The organism is Sandaracinaceae bacterium (genome assembly GCA_020633055.1).
In the GTDB taxonomy this organism is placed as follows: domain Bacteria; phylum Myxococcota_A; class Polyangia; order Polyangiales; family Houyiibacteriaceae; genus JADJJE01.
On the sequence record JACKEJ010000010.1, the window covers coordinates 178,158 to 194,141 of the forward strand.

11 protein-coding genes are annotated in these 15,984 nt (G+C 71.5%); 6 read left to right on the forward strand and 5 right to left on the reverse strand.

The window, feature by feature from the left end:
• Positions 1 to 29: 29 nt before the first annotated feature.
• Together ygiD and H6726_23190 are read right to left on the reverse strand one after the other, a co-directional pair.
• The gene (gene ygiD, locus H6726_23185) at positions 30 to 857 is read right to left on the reverse strand and encodes a 4,5-DOPA dioxygenase extradiol (GenBank protein MCB9660568.1); all 828 of its coding nucleotides are present in this window, start codon (positions 855 to 857) and stop codon (positions 30 to 32) included.
• A gap of 183 nt (positions 858 to 1,040) precedes the next feature.
• On the reverse strand, positions 1,041 to 1,586 hold the full coding sequence (locus H6726_23190; protein MCB9660569.1) for a YceI family protein: 546 nt from the start codon (positions 1,584 to 1,586) through the stop codon (positions 1,041 to 1,043).
• 108 nt (positions 1,587 to 1,694) lie between these two features.
• On the opposite strand from H6726_23190, the gene H6726_23195 reads away from it, so the two are divergent.
• Positions 1,695 to 2,672 carry a LysR family transcriptional regulator gene (locus H6726_23195; protein ID MCB9660570.1) on the forward strand — a complete coding sequence of 326 codons (978 nt, stop codon included), beginning with the start codon at positions 1,695 to 1,697 and terminating at the stop codon, positions 2,670 to 2,672.
• Here the strand turns inward: H6726_23195 and H6726_23200 are convergent.
• The 3 genes from H6726_23200 to H6726_23210 form a co-directional block, all read right to left on the reverse strand.
• Entirely contained in the window at positions 2,651 to 3,193 is a 543-nt protein-coding gene (locus H6726_23200; GenBank protein MCB9660571.1) for a hypothetical protein, read from the reverse strand. The genes H6726_23195 and H6726_23200 overlap by 22 nt on opposite strands.
• A gap of 123 nt (positions 3,194 to 3,316) precedes the next feature.
• Positions 3,317 to 4,618 (reverse strand): sigma-70 family RNA polymerase sigma factor, encoded by a 1,302-nt coding sequence (locus H6726_23205; GenBank protein MCB9660572.1) that lies wholly within the window; start codon positions 4,616 to 4,618, stop codon positions 3,317 to 3,319.
• A 7-nt stretch (positions 4,619 to 4,625) separates the two neighbouring features.
• Positions 4,626 to 4,982, reverse strand: coding sequence for a YciI family protein (locus tag H6726_23210; GenBank protein MCB9660573.1), 357 nt, complete (start codon positions 4,980 to 4,982; stop codon positions 4,626 to 4,628).
• A 249-nt stretch (positions 4,983 to 5,231) separates the two neighbouring features.
• On the opposite strand from H6726_23210, the gene H6726_23215 reads away from it, so the two are divergent.
• The 5 genes from H6726_23215 to H6726_23235 are packed head-to-tail and all read left to right on the forward strand — an operon-like array spanning position 5,232 to position 15,977.
• Positions 5,232 to 9,536 (forward strand): DUF4132 domain-containing protein, encoded by a 4,305-nt coding sequence (locus H6726_23215; protein ID MCB9660574.1) that lies wholly within the window; start codon positions 5,232 to 5,234, stop codon positions 9,534 to 9,536.
• The gene (locus H6726_23220) at positions 9,533 to 10,624 is read left to right on the forward strand and encodes an AAA family ATPase (GenBank protein ID MCB9660575.1); all 1,092 of its coding nucleotides are present in this window, start codon (positions 9,533 to 9,535) and stop codon (positions 10,622 to 10,624) included. Before H6726_23215 ends, H6726_23220 begins: the two co-directional genes overlap by 4 nt.
• A complete protein-coding gene (locus tag H6726_23225) occupies positions 10,625 to 12,865 on the forward strand; it encodes a hypothetical protein (GenBank protein MCB9660576.1) in 2,241 nt (746 codons plus the stop codon).
• On the forward strand, positions 12,862 to 13,986 hold the full coding sequence (locus tag H6726_23230) for a VWA domain-containing protein (protein ID MCB9660577.1): 1,125 nt from the start codon (positions 12,862 to 12,864) through the stop codon (positions 13,984 to 13,986). The genes H6726_23225 and H6726_23230 overlap by 4 nt, the downstream gene beginning before the upstream one ends.
• A complete protein-coding gene (locus tag H6726_23235) occupies positions 13,983 to 15,977 on the forward strand; it encodes an SWIM zinc finger family protein (protein MCB9660578.1) in 1,995 nt (664 codons plus the stop codon). The genes H6726_23230 and H6726_23235 overlap by 4 nt, the downstream gene beginning before the upstream one ends.
• Positions 15,978 to 15,984: the final 7 nt, after the last annotated feature.

Genomic DNA, 15,984 nt, shown 5'->3' on the forward strand with positions numbered 1-15,984 from the left:
GTGGGACCCGAATCGACGAGCCCCCAGCCCTACCCGCCTTTCGCGAACCGCACGTTGCGCATGCTCAGCGAGCCCAGGTCGAACACGTCGCTGGTGAAGCTCGCCGCGTCCTGCGCGTCGCTCGCGCCGTAGGCATAGAGCAACGGGAGGAAGTGGTCGGGCGAGGGGTGCGCCAGCCGGCCGTCCTCGGTGTCGGGCCAGAGGCGCAGCAGGGCCTCGGTGTCGCGCTCGCTCACGGCGCGGGTCACCTCGGCGTCGAAGCGGGCCGCCCACGCCGGCGTGTCGGTGTTGCCGGTCTGCATGCGGGTGAACGCGTCGCGCAGGTTGTGCGTGATGTTGCCGCTGGCCAGCACCAGCACGCCCTCGTCGCGCAGGGCGCCCAGCGAGCGCGAGAGCTCCAGGTGACCCCGCACGTCGAGGCGCCGGTCGATGCTGAGCTGCACCACCGGGATGTCTGCCTCCGGGAACATGAAGCGCAGCACGGTCCACGTGCCGTGGTCGAGGCCCCAGTCCGTGCTCAGCCCGGCCCGCTCGGGACCCAGGGCGCGGCGCACGCGCTCCGCCAGGTCCACGCTGCCGGGGGCGCGGTACTCGATCTCGTGCAGCGCGCGGGGGAAGCCCGAGAAGTCGTGGATGGTGCGCGGCTGCGCGTCCGCCGTGAGATAGGTACCCCCCACGAACCAGTGCGCGGACACGGCCAGGATGGCCGTCGGGCGTGGCATGTCCCGACCGAGCTCGGCGAACGTCGCGCTGTACGGGTTCTCGGTGATGGCGTTCATCGGCGAGCCGTGCCCCACGAAGAGCACGGGCATGCGCGTGCTGGGCGCGTTCCGTGGCGCCGGGTCCGTTCCGTCCATGGGTCGTGTCGCGGTGGTCATGGGGCTCTCCGGGGGAGTGGTTGTGGGACTGGGGGTCGCCGGGCCGCCGGCCTGCAGGCGCGCGTCCTCCCGCCGCGCGCAGCCCGGGGTGAGCGGGAGCAGCGCGGAGGTCGCGGCGAGCGTCTGCAGGAACTGTCGTCGGCCGAGGGTCACGGCTGAATCCTACGCGGCGGCGCTGTCGGCCGCTTGCACGGCCTGCAGCTCGATCTCGATCTCGATGCGCTCGCCGACCAGCACGCCGCCCGCCTCGAGCACCTGGTTCCAAGCCAGGCCGAAGTCACGCCGGTCGATGGACGTGCTGGCCGTGAAGGCCACGCGCTGGTTCCCCCACGGGTCCTTCGCCTGCCCGGCGTAGGTCACGTCGAGGGTCACGTCGCGCGTCGCGTCGCGGATGGTCAGCGCGCCGTCCACCGCGTAGGTGTCACCGCCGGTGTGACGTACGCTCTTGCTCACGAAGCGCAGCTCGGGGAAGCGCTCGACGTCCAGGAAGTCTCCCGAGCGCAGGTGGTTGTCGCGGTCTGCGACGCCCGTGTCGATGCTGGCCGCCTCGATGCTGACCTCGGCCTTGCCGCTAGCGAGCGAGCTGGGGTCCAGCTGGAGCGCGCCGCGCCAGGTGGCGAAGCGGCCGCGCACCTTGGCGAAGACCATGTGGCGGACGGTGAAGTGGATGCCCGAGTGGGCCGAGTCGATGTTCCAGGTGGTGGTCATGGAGAGCTCCTTGGGTGCGAGTGATGGACTCACTGTGCATTGCGCTCCGTGCGTTGATTAGACCGCTTGATTTGCAATGACTGTCCCACAAGTGGAACAATCCACGACATGGCCGACCTCAACGAGCTCCAGGTGTTCGCGCAGGTGGCCGCGCTCGGGAGCTTCACCCGCGCCGCCGCCGAGTTGGACATGCCCAAGTCCACGGTGAGCCGGAAGGTCTCGGAGCTGGAGGCGCGGCTGGGCGTGCGGCTGCTGCAGCGAACCACCCGCAAGCTGAGCCTGACCGAAGCGGGCCACACGTACTTCGCGCACGCCCAGCGCGTGCTGGCCGAGCTGGAAGAAGCAGAGCTCGCGGTGACCCGCATGCAGGACGCTCCGCGCGGACTGCTGCGCGTCACCGCGCCGCTGAACTTCAACCACCTGGCGCCCGTCGTGGCGGTGTTCCTGCAGCGCTTCCCGGAGGTGCAGGTGGAGCTGGTGTGCGCGGACCGCGTGGTCGACCTGGTGCACGAGGGCTTCGACGTCGCGGTGCGCGTGGGGGCGCTGTCGGACTCGTCGCTCATCGCGCGCAGCCTGGGCAGCGTCGAGAGCCACCTGGTGGCGAGCCCCGCGTTCTTGGCAGCCCACGGCGCACCTGCGAATCCCAGCGAGCTCTCGCGGCTGCCGGCGCTGGGCTTCGGCGTGGGCAGCATGCGACCCACGTTCCGGCTGGTGCGCGCCGGGGCGGAGGTCGCCGTGCAGGTGACGCCGCGCCTGGTGGTCAACGACTTCGTCTTCCTGGATGAAGCCGCCCGCGCTGGCCTGGGGGTCGCGCTGCTACCCCTCTTCCGCTGCGCCGAAGACCTGGAGAGCGGCGCGCTCGTGCGCGTGTTGCCCGAGTGGTGCTCGCCGCCCATCCCGCTGCACGCCGTGTACCCGAGCACACGCCACCTGTCCCCGAAGGTCAGCGCGTTCCTGGACCACCTCGCCCAGCCGGGCGCTCTCACGAACGGCACGCCGCCATCGGGCGCTGTACGGCCTCGGAGCACCACACGCGTGCCGCCGAAGGCAACGCACCGAAAGCGTCAGCGCCACCACACTTCGTAGTCGTCGTACTCGGCGCCCTCAGCCACGCTGGTCAGGTAGCGCACCTGCGCGAGCGTGACCTGGTCGCTCAGGTTGACCACCTCGGGCAGCAGCCCCTCTTGCAGCACGGGATGGAAGGTCTGGGTGCGGCGCAGCACGGCGCGGCGCGGGCCCTCCTCCAAGATGGTCCAGCCGCGGCCCTTGGGGTCCGCGATCATCGTGTCGGCGGCGACCTTCAGCGCGCGCAGGACCTCGACGCCGCTGTCCGACCGCGACACAGAGCCGAAGCTCTCCATCGCCTCGAACGCCCGGCGCCCCACGAACCGCCCCGCGTCACGCAACGTAGCGGGCCCCATCTCGCGACCAATCCACGCGCTCAGGTCGTTGTAGGCCGCGATGGGCACGAACTGGTTCGGCGTCTCGAGGTCGACGTGCTCCACCAAGCGTCGCGCGGCGCGCGCGTAGGGCCCGCTCCCGATCGCGTCCAGCAGATCCCTCACGAAGCCATTGTGCAGCGTCACTCCGTCCGTACTCGAGTCCATCGTTCTCCTTCGATGCGCCCCGAACGCGCCACAGGGGTCTCCGCGCGGCAAGTCACTCGGGGGTCGAGATGCTCCCCGTCCCAGTGGCCCCTGTCAACGGCGCAGACGCGATCCGGCGCGCGCTCACATCGCGTGGACGCGCTTCGCGCGCAGCTCTTGGATGCGACGCTCGAGGAAGCGCTTGTCCGCGTCGCTCTCGGCCAAGCGGAGAGCGCGTTCGTAGGCTTCGATGGCCTCCTCCGTGCGCTCGAGCCGGCGCAGCAAGTCGGCGCGCGCCGCGTGCATGAGGTGGTAGCGCTCGAGCTCACCCGTCGCGCTCAGCTGATCGAGCGCGCCCAGGCCCGCCTCGGGTCCGCGCCACATGGCGAGCGCGACGGCTTGGTTCAGCCCGATGACGGGCGTCCGGTGGATGCGCATCAGCAGGCCATAGAGCCCCGTGATCTGCGCCCAGTCCGTGCTCTCGTGATCGGGCGCGGTGGCGTGCACGGCGGCGATGGCCGCCTCGAGCTGAAAGCGGCCGATCTGTCCGCGCCGTAGTGCGTCGTGCAAGAGGACCCGCGCCCGCTCGATCTGCGGCAGCTGCCAGAGGCTCCGGTCCTGGTCGGTCAAGAGCACCAGGTCCCCGTGCGCGTCGTAGCGCGCGGCCCAGCGCGCGTCGTGCAGCAGCATCAGAGCCAGCAGACCTTCGCACTCGGCGTCCTCCGGCACGGCGCGGCTGAGCGTGGCGGCGAGGTGGATGGCCGTCTGTGTCAAGCGCGTGGGCGCGTTGGCGCGGGCTTCGCCGGTGTCCTCGGCGTGAGGGTCGGGCGCGCGCGAGTATCCTTCGTTGAAGATCAGATAGAGGACGGTGCGCACCGCCCCGAGGCGCTCGGCGAGCTGGTCGTCCGGGGGGACGCGAAACGGGATGCGCGCCGCTTCGATCTTGCGCTTGGCACGCACCAGCCGCTGCGCCAGCGTGGGCACGGGCAAGAGGAACGCGCGCGCGATCTCCTCCGTGCTCAGGCCCGCCAACGTGCTGAGGGTGAGCGCCACCTGCGCCTCGACGTCGAGCGCGGGGTGGCAGCAGGTGAAGATCAGGCGCAGCAGGTCGTCGTGGATGAGCGTCACCTCGGGCAGCTCGACCTGTGGCTCCCCCAGGTCCGCCCCAGCGGCGTCCAGCAGCCTGCGTCGCCGCGACTTGGCGCGCTGTGTGTCGATCACGCGGCGGCGCGCGGCCGTGAGCACCCAGCCGCTCGGATTGTCCGGGGGGTGGCTCTCCCAAGCGCGCGACGCCTGCAAGAGCGCATCCTGCAGGGCGTCCTCGGCCAACGTGAAGTCGCCGTCGCACAAGCGGATCAGCGCAGCCAAGACGCGGCTCCGGTCCTCGCGGTAGACACGCTCGAGGAGGCGCGCGACCTCGTCCTGGCTGCGGTCCGGCGTGCTCATCACGCGCTCAGTCGAAGGTCATGACGGGGCGCACCTCGACCGTCCCGAACGGGCTCGACGGGATCTTCGCGGCCCACGCGATGGCCTCGTCCAGGTTCGCCACGTCGATGAGGTAGTAGCCGCCGAGCTGTTCCTTGGTCTCCGCGAAGGGGCCGTCCGTGGAGAGCGTCTTGCCGTCGCGCACGCGCACGCTGGTGGCGGTGGTGGTGGGCTGGAGGGCGTCGCCAGCGACCAGCTTACCGGAGGCCTTGAGCTCGTCCGTGTACTTGAACCAAGCGCCCATCCAGGCTTGGGCGTCGGCCTGGGTGGCGGTGTGCTTCGCGACGTCGGCTTCGTTCGAATAGATGAGGAGCATGTACTGCATGGGTCTGTCTCTCCGTGTCTTGGGGGGCTCTCTGCCCGTGGTTCATGGGGATGTCGCGCGAGGCGCGCACGGATCGACAGCCCGCGCGCAGATTCTTCGTTTTTCTTTTCTGCGCCGCGGAGGAGGGCCCGGGTCACGCCCACGGACACGACCCGCAGCGCGTGGAAAAGGTACAGGTCTCCACCCAGCGCGCCCAGCCCGTTGCCCCCTCGCCAACGACGGCCCGCTTCGCGTACGCTCGCCGTCCTCATGACGTCACGGCGGCTCGAGTTCGTCGAGGGGAAGTCCTCGAAGTTTTGGCAGGCGACGCACACGGGGACCGAGGTCACGGTCGTGTACGGGCGCATCGGCACGGACGGCCAGACGCAGGTCAAGTCGTTCGACACCGAGGCGGACGCCAAGAAGGCGTACGACAAGCAAGTCGCCGAGAAGCTGAAGAAGGGCTACGCGGACGCGGCCGCGAGCCCCACGGCAGCGGGCGGGGGAGCTGGCGCCGGCGCGTCGCCTGCGACGGGGGCCAGCGGAGGGACCACGCCCGCGAAGGCCGGCGCGAAGAAGCCAGCCGAGAAGGTGGCCGAGGGGAAGAGAGCGGCGAAGAAGCCCACCCGCGCGGCGGCGCCGGGGCCAGCAAACGAAGACCCCGCGGCCACCGAGGCACCGCGTGCGCCCGACATCACCGAGGCTTCCTCTTCCGCGCTGCCCGAGACCGCACGCGCGACGTCCCAGCCGCTGTCTGCCCCAGAGCCCACGCTGACGCTCGGCGCGGCGGACCGCATTGCGGGTCTGCTGGACCCCATCCCGCTCCCGCAGCGCACTGGGCCGCAGCCCTTCGACCGAGACGCGTGCATCACGCGCTTGGCCGCGCTGGGGAAGCCCGACAAGTACATGTACAGCTTGCCCTGGGAGCGACTGGGGCTGACGGCCGACATCACCGAGGACGAAGCCTGGTTCTGGATCAAGGTCGTGGCGGCCGGGTCGCAGCTGAAAGGGGCGGTGGACAAGGCGAAGACCATGTCCGTCGAGCCCATGGATCTCGACCAGTACCGGGGCTGGGAAAACCACAACGAGGGCACCATCGCGGCCTTCTACGTGGTGCTCGGCCTGGACGGCTTCTGCGACCGTGTCTTCGCGCACCACAGCCCCGCGAAGCAAGCGCGCGCCATCATCCAGCAGCTCCTCCCGGTGATGGACGGTGCCCAGCGGGACGCGCTGCGCGCCGCCATCGAGGCACGCGTGGGGACCTCGGTGCCAGCTTGGGCCACGTGGCTGCTGGCCGTGCTCGGGCTCGACCGCACCAGCGTCGCGACGCAGCTGGCGGCCCAGAGCCCGCTACCCCCTGGCGACCCGCGCTATGTGGCCTACAGCGGCGAGAGCACGGCCCTGCTGCGCGCCACCTTCGGCCTGCGCGACCCCGCCGCCATCGTCGCAGAGGTCGAGCGCCTGCGGGCCTATCCCGCGAACGCCGCAGACGCGCGCGCGCTGTATGCGGCTGCAGGGTTCGGGGCCGCCGACGGCATCGCCAAGGGCGTGCTCGCCATGCCATCCAAAGCAGACGCCGAAGGCCTGGCCAACGTGCTGGCCCTCGGCAAGTCGACAGCCGTGGTGGAGCCCATGCTGCGCGTGATGCTGGAGTCGAAGGTCCCTGGCAGCGCGCGGCAGTGGCTGGACGCCAACACGGCCTTCGCCATCCCCGGGCTGCTGCCGCTGGTCACCGCGCAAGGCGCCAAGGCCGAGGCCGCTGCGAGCTACCTCCGTGAGCTGGCGCGCGCCGGCCACGCCGACGCCATCGATGCGGCGCTGAGCGGAATGGACGAGCAGGTGGCGCGGGCCGTGCGCACCAAGGTGCTGAGCGCCCACGAAGAGCAGCACCCCGTGGCGGACGACAGCGAGCTCCCCGAGTGGGCGACGCGCTGCTTCGGCGACCCCGCCAAGCTCACCATCGAGCCCGTCATGCTCGAGCCCGAGCAGCAGGATCCGCCCGCGCGCGTCGACGTGGGCCCCGTGGCCCTGAACCGCTCCGCGAGCGCGCTGCCACCGTATACCGACCCCGGAAATCCGCCTGCGTTCGACCTCGAGGCGTGCATCGCGCGCATGCTGAGCTGCCACACGACGCTCGGTGCGCCGCCGAGCACCTATGACTACTGGGCGTGGGAGAAGCTCTCGTTCGCGCTCCCCATGGCCCCGGAGGAGGGGCGCTTCTGGGTCTTGGCCATCCGCACCGCGGGCTACCGCGTGACCCCCGCCCAGGCCGAGAAGAAGCTGCGCGCCATGCGCTTCGACCAGCCGCTGGACGACGCGCCGAGATGGGACACGCGTCCGCTGACCGGGGCGTGGGCCGAGGGGGGCCTGCGCTCGCTGCTGGCCTATGCGCACTCGGAGCACAACGCCGGACACTTCGCAGACCAGGTGGTGCAGCGCGTCGTGCCCTCCCTCTCGCCCGACCAGCGCGCCACCATGCTGCGCGAGCTGCTGGCGCTCCCGGCTCCGACCACGGGTGCCCTGCTGTTGGCGCAACGGCTGGGTGCGAGCGACGCCGAGATTCGCGCGGCGCTCCCGCGCCTGGTGCGCGGCGAGCACGGCGCGGCGTCGGAGCTGCTGCGCCTGCTCTACGTGTACGAGGACGCGGAGACCATCGTGCGCGAGGCCGAGCGCGTGAAGGCCGTGCCACGCAACGAGAAGGAAGCCCGCGAGTGGCTCGCCGCCACCGGGGTGCTGGGCGTGCCCACGTTGGGCACGGTGGCCACCGCCTCGTACCAGAACGACCGGGCTGGGCTGGTGCGCGCGCTGACCTGCGTGGAGGCACCCTCCGCGGCCCCGTACATGCTCGCGCTGCGGAAGGGCACCGCGAAGGAGGCCGCGCGTCAGTGGCTGGAGAACAACATCGCGCACACGGTCGAGGGGCTGTTGCCGTTGGTGGGCACGAAGGACAAGCAGGCCGCAGCGGCGACCGATCACCTGCGTGACCTGTGCCGGCGCGGCTATGGCTGGCTGGTGGAGCGAAAGGCCGGCGGCCGCGCCGACGTCGCCAAGCTGGTGCTCGACCCGCGCGCGGGCCTGGCGAAGCCGAACGCGTCGGACGCTGCCATCGCTGGACGCCTCGCGCCCATCTCCATCAAGACCGCACACGGACCGCGCGCCCTCGGCCCCGCGCGCACGGCGACGGTGCTCGCCGAGATCCGCTCGTCCAGCTTGGACGCCCCCACGCCGCGCCTCGCCCTCTTCCGCGAGCACGTGGACGAGCACGCGCGCGACGCGTTCGCGTGGGCGGTGTTCCAGAGCTGGCTGCAGGACGGCGCCAGCAGTAAGGAGCGCTGGAAGATGGAGGCCGTGGGCCACCTGGGCGGAGACGCCTCGGCCATCGCGCTGGCCAAGCTGGTGCGCGTGTGGCCCGGGGAGAGCCAACACCAGCGCGCCGTGCTGGGGCTCGAGTGCCTGCGCGCCATCGGCACCGACACCGCGCTGATGCAGATCCACGGCATCTCGCAGAAGGTCAGCTTCAAGGGCATCAAGGAGCGCGCCGGCGAGTGCATGGAGGGCATCGCGCAGGACCGCGGGATGTCACGGGACGAGCTGGCGGACCGCATCATCCCCGACGGTGGCCTCGACGAGCGCGGCTCGCGGGTGTTCGACTTCGGTGCGCGTCGCTTCGAGTTCGTGCTGGGGGACGACCTGAAGCCCATGGTGCGCGACGAGGGGGGCAAGCGCCTGCCGAACCTGCCGAAGCCCAACAGCAAGGACGACGCGGAGCTCTCGGCGGAGGCCGTGGCCGCTTGGAAGCTGCTCAAGAAACAGGTGGCCGAGGTGGTGAAGACGCAGGCCGTGCGGCTCGAGCAGGCCATGGTGGTGGGCCGCCGCTGGAGCCCCGACGACTTCGAGACGCTGTTCGTACAGCACCCGCTGATGGTGCACCTGGTGCGCCGCGTGATCTGGGCCGCGTACGACGCCGAAGGGGCCTACCTCGGAGGCTTCCGCGTCGCCGACGACGGCACGCTGGCGACGGTTCGGGACGAGACCTTTGTGTACCCCGAGCACACCGCGTCGGTGGGCGTGGTGCACCCCTCGCACCTCAGCGCGGACGACGCGCCGGCCTGGGGCGAGATCCTGGCGGACTACGAGATCGTGCCGCCGTTCGCGCAGCTGGGTCGGCCCACGTACGCGCTGACGGAGGAGGAGTCCAAGGGCACGATCATCACCCGCTTCGAGAAGGAAGAAGTGGAGGGCCGCGCGCTGGTGTTCGGGCTGGAAGCCCTGGGCTGGACGCGCGGAAGACCGCAGGACGGCGGCGCCTTCTGTGCGCACCACAAGACCTTCGGCGGCGTGACCGCCGTGGCGACGTACCGCGACGGCTGCTGGGTGGGCACCAACGGCGAAGACTGGACCCCGCAGAAGGTCGACGCGGTCGGGTTCACCACCGACGCTGCGGAAGCCGAAGACGGCTTCTTCAGCTGGGCCTACACCAAGGGCGCGGTGCCGCTGCGCGACGTGGACTCCGTCATCGTGAGCGAAGTGCTGCACGACCTGACGCGCCTGGTGGAGAGGGGCAAACAGGGATGAGCGACGACGTACAGCGACCTCCTGCCGAGGAGCTCTTCGCGGACGAGCTGGCCGCGCTGCGCAAGGACGACGGAGACGCCGCACGCCCGCCGGGCTGGGCGCTCACGCCGCGCTCGGTGGTGCGCTTTCTGCTGGGCGACGCGAAGGCGAAGCTCGCGCCCAAGTTCGTGGGCAGCCGCGCCCAGATCGAGCGCTGCATCGTGGCCCTCGCCACGAGCCGCGGGCTCATGATGGTGGGCGAGCCGGGCACAGCCAAGTCGTACCTGTCCGAGCTGCTGGCGGCGGCCATCTCGGGGGACTCGACGCTGGTGATCCAGGGCAGCGCCGGGACCACCGAGGACGCCATCAAGTACAGCTGGAACTACGCCCTGCTCTTGGCCGAGGGCCCTACCGAGCGCGCGCTGATCCCCGCGCCGCTGCACCGCGGCATGAGCGCCGGGAAGCTGGTGCGTTTCGAGGAGATCACGCGCTGCCCGCTGGAGATCCAGGACACGCTGCTGTCGGTGCTCTCCGAACAGATGATGGCCATCCCCGAGCGCGAAGACAGCGGCCGCTCGCTCTACGCGAAGCCGGGCTTCAACGTCATCGCCACGGCGAACACGCGCGACCGCGGCGTGAACGAGATGAGCGCGGCGCTCAAGCGGCGCTTCTGCTTCGAGACCATCGGGCCCATCGCCAAGCTGGAAGACGAGATCGCGCTCGTGCAGCGTGAGGTCAGCCGTCAGTTGAGCAAGGCCGGCATCAAGGCCACGCTGCCGGCCGACATGACGGAGGTGCTGGTAACCACGTTCGCCGAGCTGCGCAACGGCAAGACCACGGCGGGCAAGTCCATCGAGCCGCTGACCGCGGTGATGAGCACGGCCGAGGCCGTGGCCGTGGGCTACGCGGCGTCGGTGCACGCGGCCTTCTTGGGTGAGGGCGAGGTGCGAGGGGAGCACCTGGTGTCCAGCCTGGTGGGGACGGCGCTGAAGGACAACGCCGACGACATCCCGCGCATCCGTCACTACTTCCAGCAGGTGGTGGCGCCCCGCAAGAGCGGGGCCTGGCGCGACCTGTATGAAGCGCGCTCCCTGTTGCCGGAGAAGTGAGTGGAGCCCGTCTTCGTCCCGGTGCGCCACCACAGCCCCGCCTGCGCGCGTCTGGTGCGCGCGCTGGTGGCCGAGCTGAAGCCGTCGCGCGTGCTGATCGAGGGCCCGTCGGACTACACGCGGCACGACGAGCTGCAGCTGCCGCACCAGCTGCCCATCGCCATCTACACCTTCGTGAGGAGCGCGGAGGGGCGCAGCGGAGCCTACTACCCGTTCTGCGAATACTCGCCCGAGTGGCAGGCCATTCGCGCGGCGGGCGAACACGGCATCCCCTTCGCGTTCATCGACTTGCCGTGGGCCGCGCGCCCCATGCGCGACGCCGCGCCGCAGTCGCGCTACGGGGACGGCCCCATGCGCCAGGCGCGGCTGGTGGACGCGCTGTGCGCCGAGCTGGGGGTCGAGGGCTTCGACGCGCTGTGGGACACGCTCTTCGAGATCGACCCGGACGTGCCGCACGCCGAGCTGCTGGAGCGCCTCCGCGCGTTCTGCGACGAGCTGCGCCTGACCGACGAGGCGAGCGACGCCGTCTCGCCCGCAGACCTGGCGCGTGAGGCGTTCATGCGCGCACGCATCGCGGAGGCCCAGGCCGTCCGAGGCCCTTCGGACGGTCCGCTGCTGGTGGTGACGGGCGGCTACCACACGCTGGCGCTCACGCGTCCCGACGGCGCGGTCGAGCCCGAGCCCGAACCCGAGCCCGAGCCCGAGGAGGCCGGCATCGCGCTCACGCCCTACTCGTTCGAGCGCCTGGACGGACAGACGGGCTATGCGGCGGGCATGCCCTCGCCGGGCTTCTACCAAGCGCTGTGGGACGGCGCCGAGCCCCTGCACATCGCCGTCCTCGCCCTGCGCGAGCGCAAGCAGGCGGTGAGCACGGCCGACCTGATCAGCGCCGAGGCGATGGCACGCGGGCTCTCGGCGCTGCGCGGTCACGCGCGGGTGTTCCGCACGGACGTGCTCGACGGCGTCCGCCTGGCGCTGGTGAAAGACGCCATGGACGGGTCCCAGCACCCCGTGCTCGGCGCCGTGCTGGAGGCGTTCCGGGGGCGTGCGCGCGGGCGCCTGGCCGAGGGCACGCAGCGCCCCCCGCTGGTGCACGACATCGAGCGCGTGCTGCAGAACGAGAACCTGGTCCCCGAGCCCGTGGCGCGCAGCGTGGAGCTGCACCTGCTGCGGCCCGCCGAGCGGCGAGCGTCGAGCGTCCTGCACCGTGTCGCCGGGCTGGAGCTGCGAGGCGTCACGCTCACCGAGGGCACCGACTTTGCCACCCGCAAGGACCTGGTGGAGCCCTTCGAGCGCTGGTCGCTGCACTGGACGCCCGAGTTCGAAGGAGACGCCATCGAGGCCGCGCTGTACGGGAGCACCCTGCGTGAAGCGAGCCTCGAGCGCCTGCGTGAGCGCGCGGAGCACGGGACGCGCGACGCCGAGACCGCCGCGTTGCTCTGCCTGCAGGCCGCTCAGGCGGACCTGGGCGAGCTCGGAGAGTCGCTGTTCCAGAGCCTGGTCACCTTGCTCCGCGAGGAGGCGGACTTCGTGCGGCTGGCGCGCGCGCTGGGCCACCTGCTGTACCTGGTGCGCTTCGACGAGGCGCTCGGCAGCGCGGGCGACGAGCGCTACGCGGCCCTGCTGGGCGAGGCCTACGACCGTGGCACGTGGCTGCTGGCTTCGACCAGCGCGGGCAACGCCGACGTCGTGGACGGGCTGTCGCGGCTGGTAGACGCGCGCCTGCGCTGCGCCGACCGCCTCCCCCTGCCCCCGCTGCTCGACATCCTGTGGCTGGTGCTGAACGACGGCGCGCGCGACGCGGCGCTGCGCGGGGCAGCGGCTGGGGCGCTCTATGCCCTGGGCGAAGAGGGTGGCCTCCACATCGCCGAGCGCGTCGGCAGCTTCGCCCTCCCGAGCCAGCTGGGAGACTTCCTCAGCGGCCTGTTCACGCTGGCGCGTGAGGTGCTGCGCGTCGACCCGTCCCTCATGCTGCGCCTCGACGAGCTGCTACTGACCTTCTCGGACGACGACTTCCTGGCGGCCCTGCCCGCGCTGCGCCTGGCCTTCTCGTTCTTCCCCCCGCGTGAGAAGCACCACCTGATCGACCAGCTGATGCGTCGCATCGAGGACGGTGGGGCACCGCTCGCGCCGCTGGCCGTGGGGGCCGAGCGCGCCGCCGAAGCCATGCGCCTGGAGCGTGCGCTGTTGACCGAGCTGCGCCAGCACGGGGTCGCCCTGTTCGACGAGGACGCGCGGTGAGCACCGGACGCACACGGCGCCTGCGGTGGCGATTGGTGTTGGGCAGCGGCTCGGAGGACGTGCTGGGCGGCCTCCCCGACGAGCACAGCACGCGGCAGGACGAGGCCCTGGAATACCTGTACGGGCGCGAGAACAAGGGGCGCAACGTGCGCGACCGCGGTGGACCCGGCAGCCTCGACCCGTCGCAGCTGAGCGTGCCCGACTGGATCAACCAGGTGCACGAGCTGTTCCCGGCGCGCGTCATCGAGCGCATCGAGAAGGACGCGCTCGAGCGCTACGGGCTCGAGGAGATGGTCACCAACCCGGACATGCTGCGCAAGGCCGAGCCGAGCGAGACGCTGCTGCGCGCCGTGCTCCGCACCAAGCACCTGATGAACCCCGCCGTGCTCGCGCTGGCACGGACGCTGGTGCAGAAGGTCGTGCAGAAGCTCCTCGAGCAGCTCTCCACCGAGATCCAGAACCCCTTCGTGGGCTCCATCCTGCGACGCCGCTCGCACATCCGGATGGCCAAGAACTTCGACGTGTCCAGCACGCTGCGCCACAACCTGCGCTACTGGGACTCGGAGGCGAAGCGCCTGGTGCTGCGCGATCCGCACTTCCACACGCGCGTACGACGCCACATCGACAAGTGGCAGATCCTGATCGTGGTGGACCAGTCGGGCTCCATGGTCGGGAGCGTCATCCACGCCGCGGTCACGGCAGCCATCTTCTTCGGCATCCCCGCCATCAAGACGCGCCTGATCCTGTTCGACACGAACATCGTCGACGTCACCGACTACTGCACGGACCCGGTGGAGACGCTGATGAAGGTGCAGCTGGGTGGCGGTACGGACATCGCCCAGTCGCTGGTCTACGCGGAGAGCCGCATCGAGAACCCGCGACGCACCATCGTCGTGCTGATCACCGACTTCTTCGAGGGCGGGCCCCCGCAGAACCTCTACGCGGTGACGAAGCGCCTGGTGGAGAGTGGCGTGACGCTGCTCGGGCTGGCCGCGCTCGACTCGGACGCGCGCCCCTTCTACGACCACGACATCGCGCGCCGCATGGCGTCGCTGGGCGCCCACGTCGGGGCCATGACCCCCGGTGAGCTGGCGGCGTTCGTGGCGGAGAAGGTGCGATGAGGGCAGACCTCCTCGCGCTCACGGACGACGACCTGACCGCGCTGTCGAACCGTGGGACGGTGCGGCGGGCGCGCGCGGAGACCGACGCGGGCGAGCTGAAGGTGGAGCTGACGGTGGGCGAGGACGGCACGCTCACCGCCGCGTGGTCCGATGACACCACGTGCACGCTCCCAGCGGGCGTGTCGCTCGGGCGGGCGCGCTGCACCTGCCCCGCGCAGCCACCCTGCCGGCACCTCGTGCGCACCGTCATGGCCTACAGGCGGGACACCGCCGCGCCAACCGCCGCCAGCGCTGGGAGCGACGCCAGCGCGCCATCGGGCGAGCCGACGACCGAGGCTGACGTCACCGCACCAGGCTCCGCGCCCGCCCACACGCCCGCCCACACGCCCAACGAGCTGCCGAACGCGCTCGTCACGCGGGCCCGCAAGCTGTGGACGGCCGGTCAGCTGTTCGAGCTGACGCGCACCGCGAAGCCGGTGGCCCGCTGCCACTCACTCGGCACGACGACGCGCTTCTTGGTCCCAGGAGACGCGCACCATGCGGTGTGCGACTGCGGTCAGCCCGCCCCATGCGAGCACGCCGCGATGGCGCTGTGGGCGTTCGAGCGCTTGGCCCCGGAGGCGCATGCCGGTCTGGTCGACACGCGGGACACTCCCTACCCCGTGCCCCTCGACGCGCTGGACGCGGTCGACGCGCTGCTCGAGGAGTGGCTCACCGTGGGCCTGGCCAGCGCGCCGACCACCCTGCTGGACCGCACCCAGCGCGTGTCACAGGAGGCACGCAAGGCGGGTCTGGTGTGGGTGGCGGAGGCGCTGGCCGAGCTCGCCTCCGAAAAGGAGGCCTACGACCAGCGCGACGCGCGCTTCGACGCGGGCCAAACGGCGCGCGTGTTCGGCGAGCTGGCGCTGCGCAGCGGGGTGACGCGCGCGGACCGCGGCACGGTGCCGCCTGTGTTCGTCCGCGGCGTCCCTGCGGACCGGACGCTGCAGATCCCGTCGAGCAAGCTGGTGGGGTTGGGGTGCGCCGCCAGCATCGGTCGCACTGGCGTGAGCCTGCACGCGTTCGTGCAGGACGAAGACACGGGGCAGGTGTTCACGTTGGTGAAGGACGCGGCGCTGCGGTCGGCCGCCGGGACCGAGCGCCCCTTGCACGAGCTGGCCCGCGCGACCGTGGGCAAGGGCATCACGCTCGCGAACGTCGCGATGGGTCGCACACTGGCGAAGGGCGCAAAGCGCTCCGCCTCCGGCGTGCTGTCGCTGGGGCGCTCGCCCGCAGCCTGTAGCCCGCAGACCTTCTCGTTCGAGCGGCTGCGCGCGCCCGTGTTGGCGGAGGGTTTCGCGGAGGTGGACGCCCACCTCGCCCAGCTGCCGCCCAAGCCGCTGCGCCCACGCAAGCTGGCCGAGGACGTCCACGTGGTGCCGCTCCGCCGCGCGGGCGACGTGCGCTTCCTCTCCGCGACACAGGAGACGGTGGCCCTGCTCGAGGACCCTGTGGGCGGGACGGCGCTTTTGCGCTTCCCGTTCCACGAGCGCGCCGCCGCTGGCACCGAGGCGCTGCTGCGGGCGCTGTCCGCACCGGGGCTCGTGTTCGTGAGCGGACGCTTCCGGCGCGGCGCGCAGGGGCTCGTGGTGGAGCCCACGCTGATCGTCAGTGAGCGCGACGGAGTGCGTCGCGCGGTGGCGCCGTGGATCGAGGCGCCCAGCGACGAGGCGGGCGCCCATGCGCGCGGGCGAGCCCTGGACCGCGACGACGACGGCGCGCACTTCCTGGCCGACGAGCTGGCCGACGCCATGGGCGAGGCGGCCGTGGTCGGGACCGCCGGATGGACCCCGGGGCACCGCCGCGCGTTCACGGAGCACGCGCGCCGAGCCGACTCGCTGGGGCTGGTCGACACCGCCCGCTGGCTCGCCGAGCTGGCCGACGCCCCCTCGGCGAGACGCGTGCTGCGTCTTTCAGCCCTCGCGACGTGGGCCGAGGGGCGGGAGCCCTAGTTCGCGG

Excerpts from the sequence above, each read along its gene's own strand:
- ygiD (MCB9660568.1), bottom strand. The coding sequence starts at position 857 with ATGGACGGAACGGACCCGGCGCCACGGAACGCGCCCAGCACGCGCATG.
- H6726_23190 (MCB9660569.1), bottom strand. The coding sequence starts at position 1,586 with ATGACCACCACCTGGAACATCGACTCGGCCCACTCGGGCATCCACTTC.
- H6726_23195 (MCB9660570.1), top strand. The coding sequence starts at position 1,695 with ATGGCCGACCTCAACGAGCTCCAGGTGTTCGCGCAGGTGGCCGCGCTC.
- H6726_23200 (MCB9660571.1), bottom strand. The coding sequence starts at position 3,193 with ATGGACTCGAGTACGGACGGAGTGACGCTGCACAATGGCTTCGTGAGG.
- H6726_23205 (MCB9660572.1), bottom strand. The coding sequence starts at position 4,618 with ATGAGCACGCCGGACCGCAGCCAGGACGAGGTCGCGCGCCTCCTCGAG.
- H6726_23210 (MCB9660573.1), bottom strand. The coding sequence starts at position 4,982 with ATGCAGTACATGCTCCTCATCTATTCGAACGAAGCCGACGTCGCGAAG.
- H6726_23215 (MCB9660574.1), top strand. The coding sequence starts at position 5,232 with ATGACGTCACGGCGGCTCGAGTTCGTCGAGGGGAAGTCCTCGAAGTTT.
- H6726_23220 (MCB9660575.1), top strand. The coding sequence starts at position 9,533 with ATGAGCGACGACGTACAGCGACCTCCTGCCGAGGAGCTCTTCGCGGAC.
- H6726_23235 (MCB9660578.1), top strand. The coding sequence starts at position 13,983 with ATGAGGGCAGACCTCCTCGCGCTCACGGACGACGACCTGACCGCGCTG.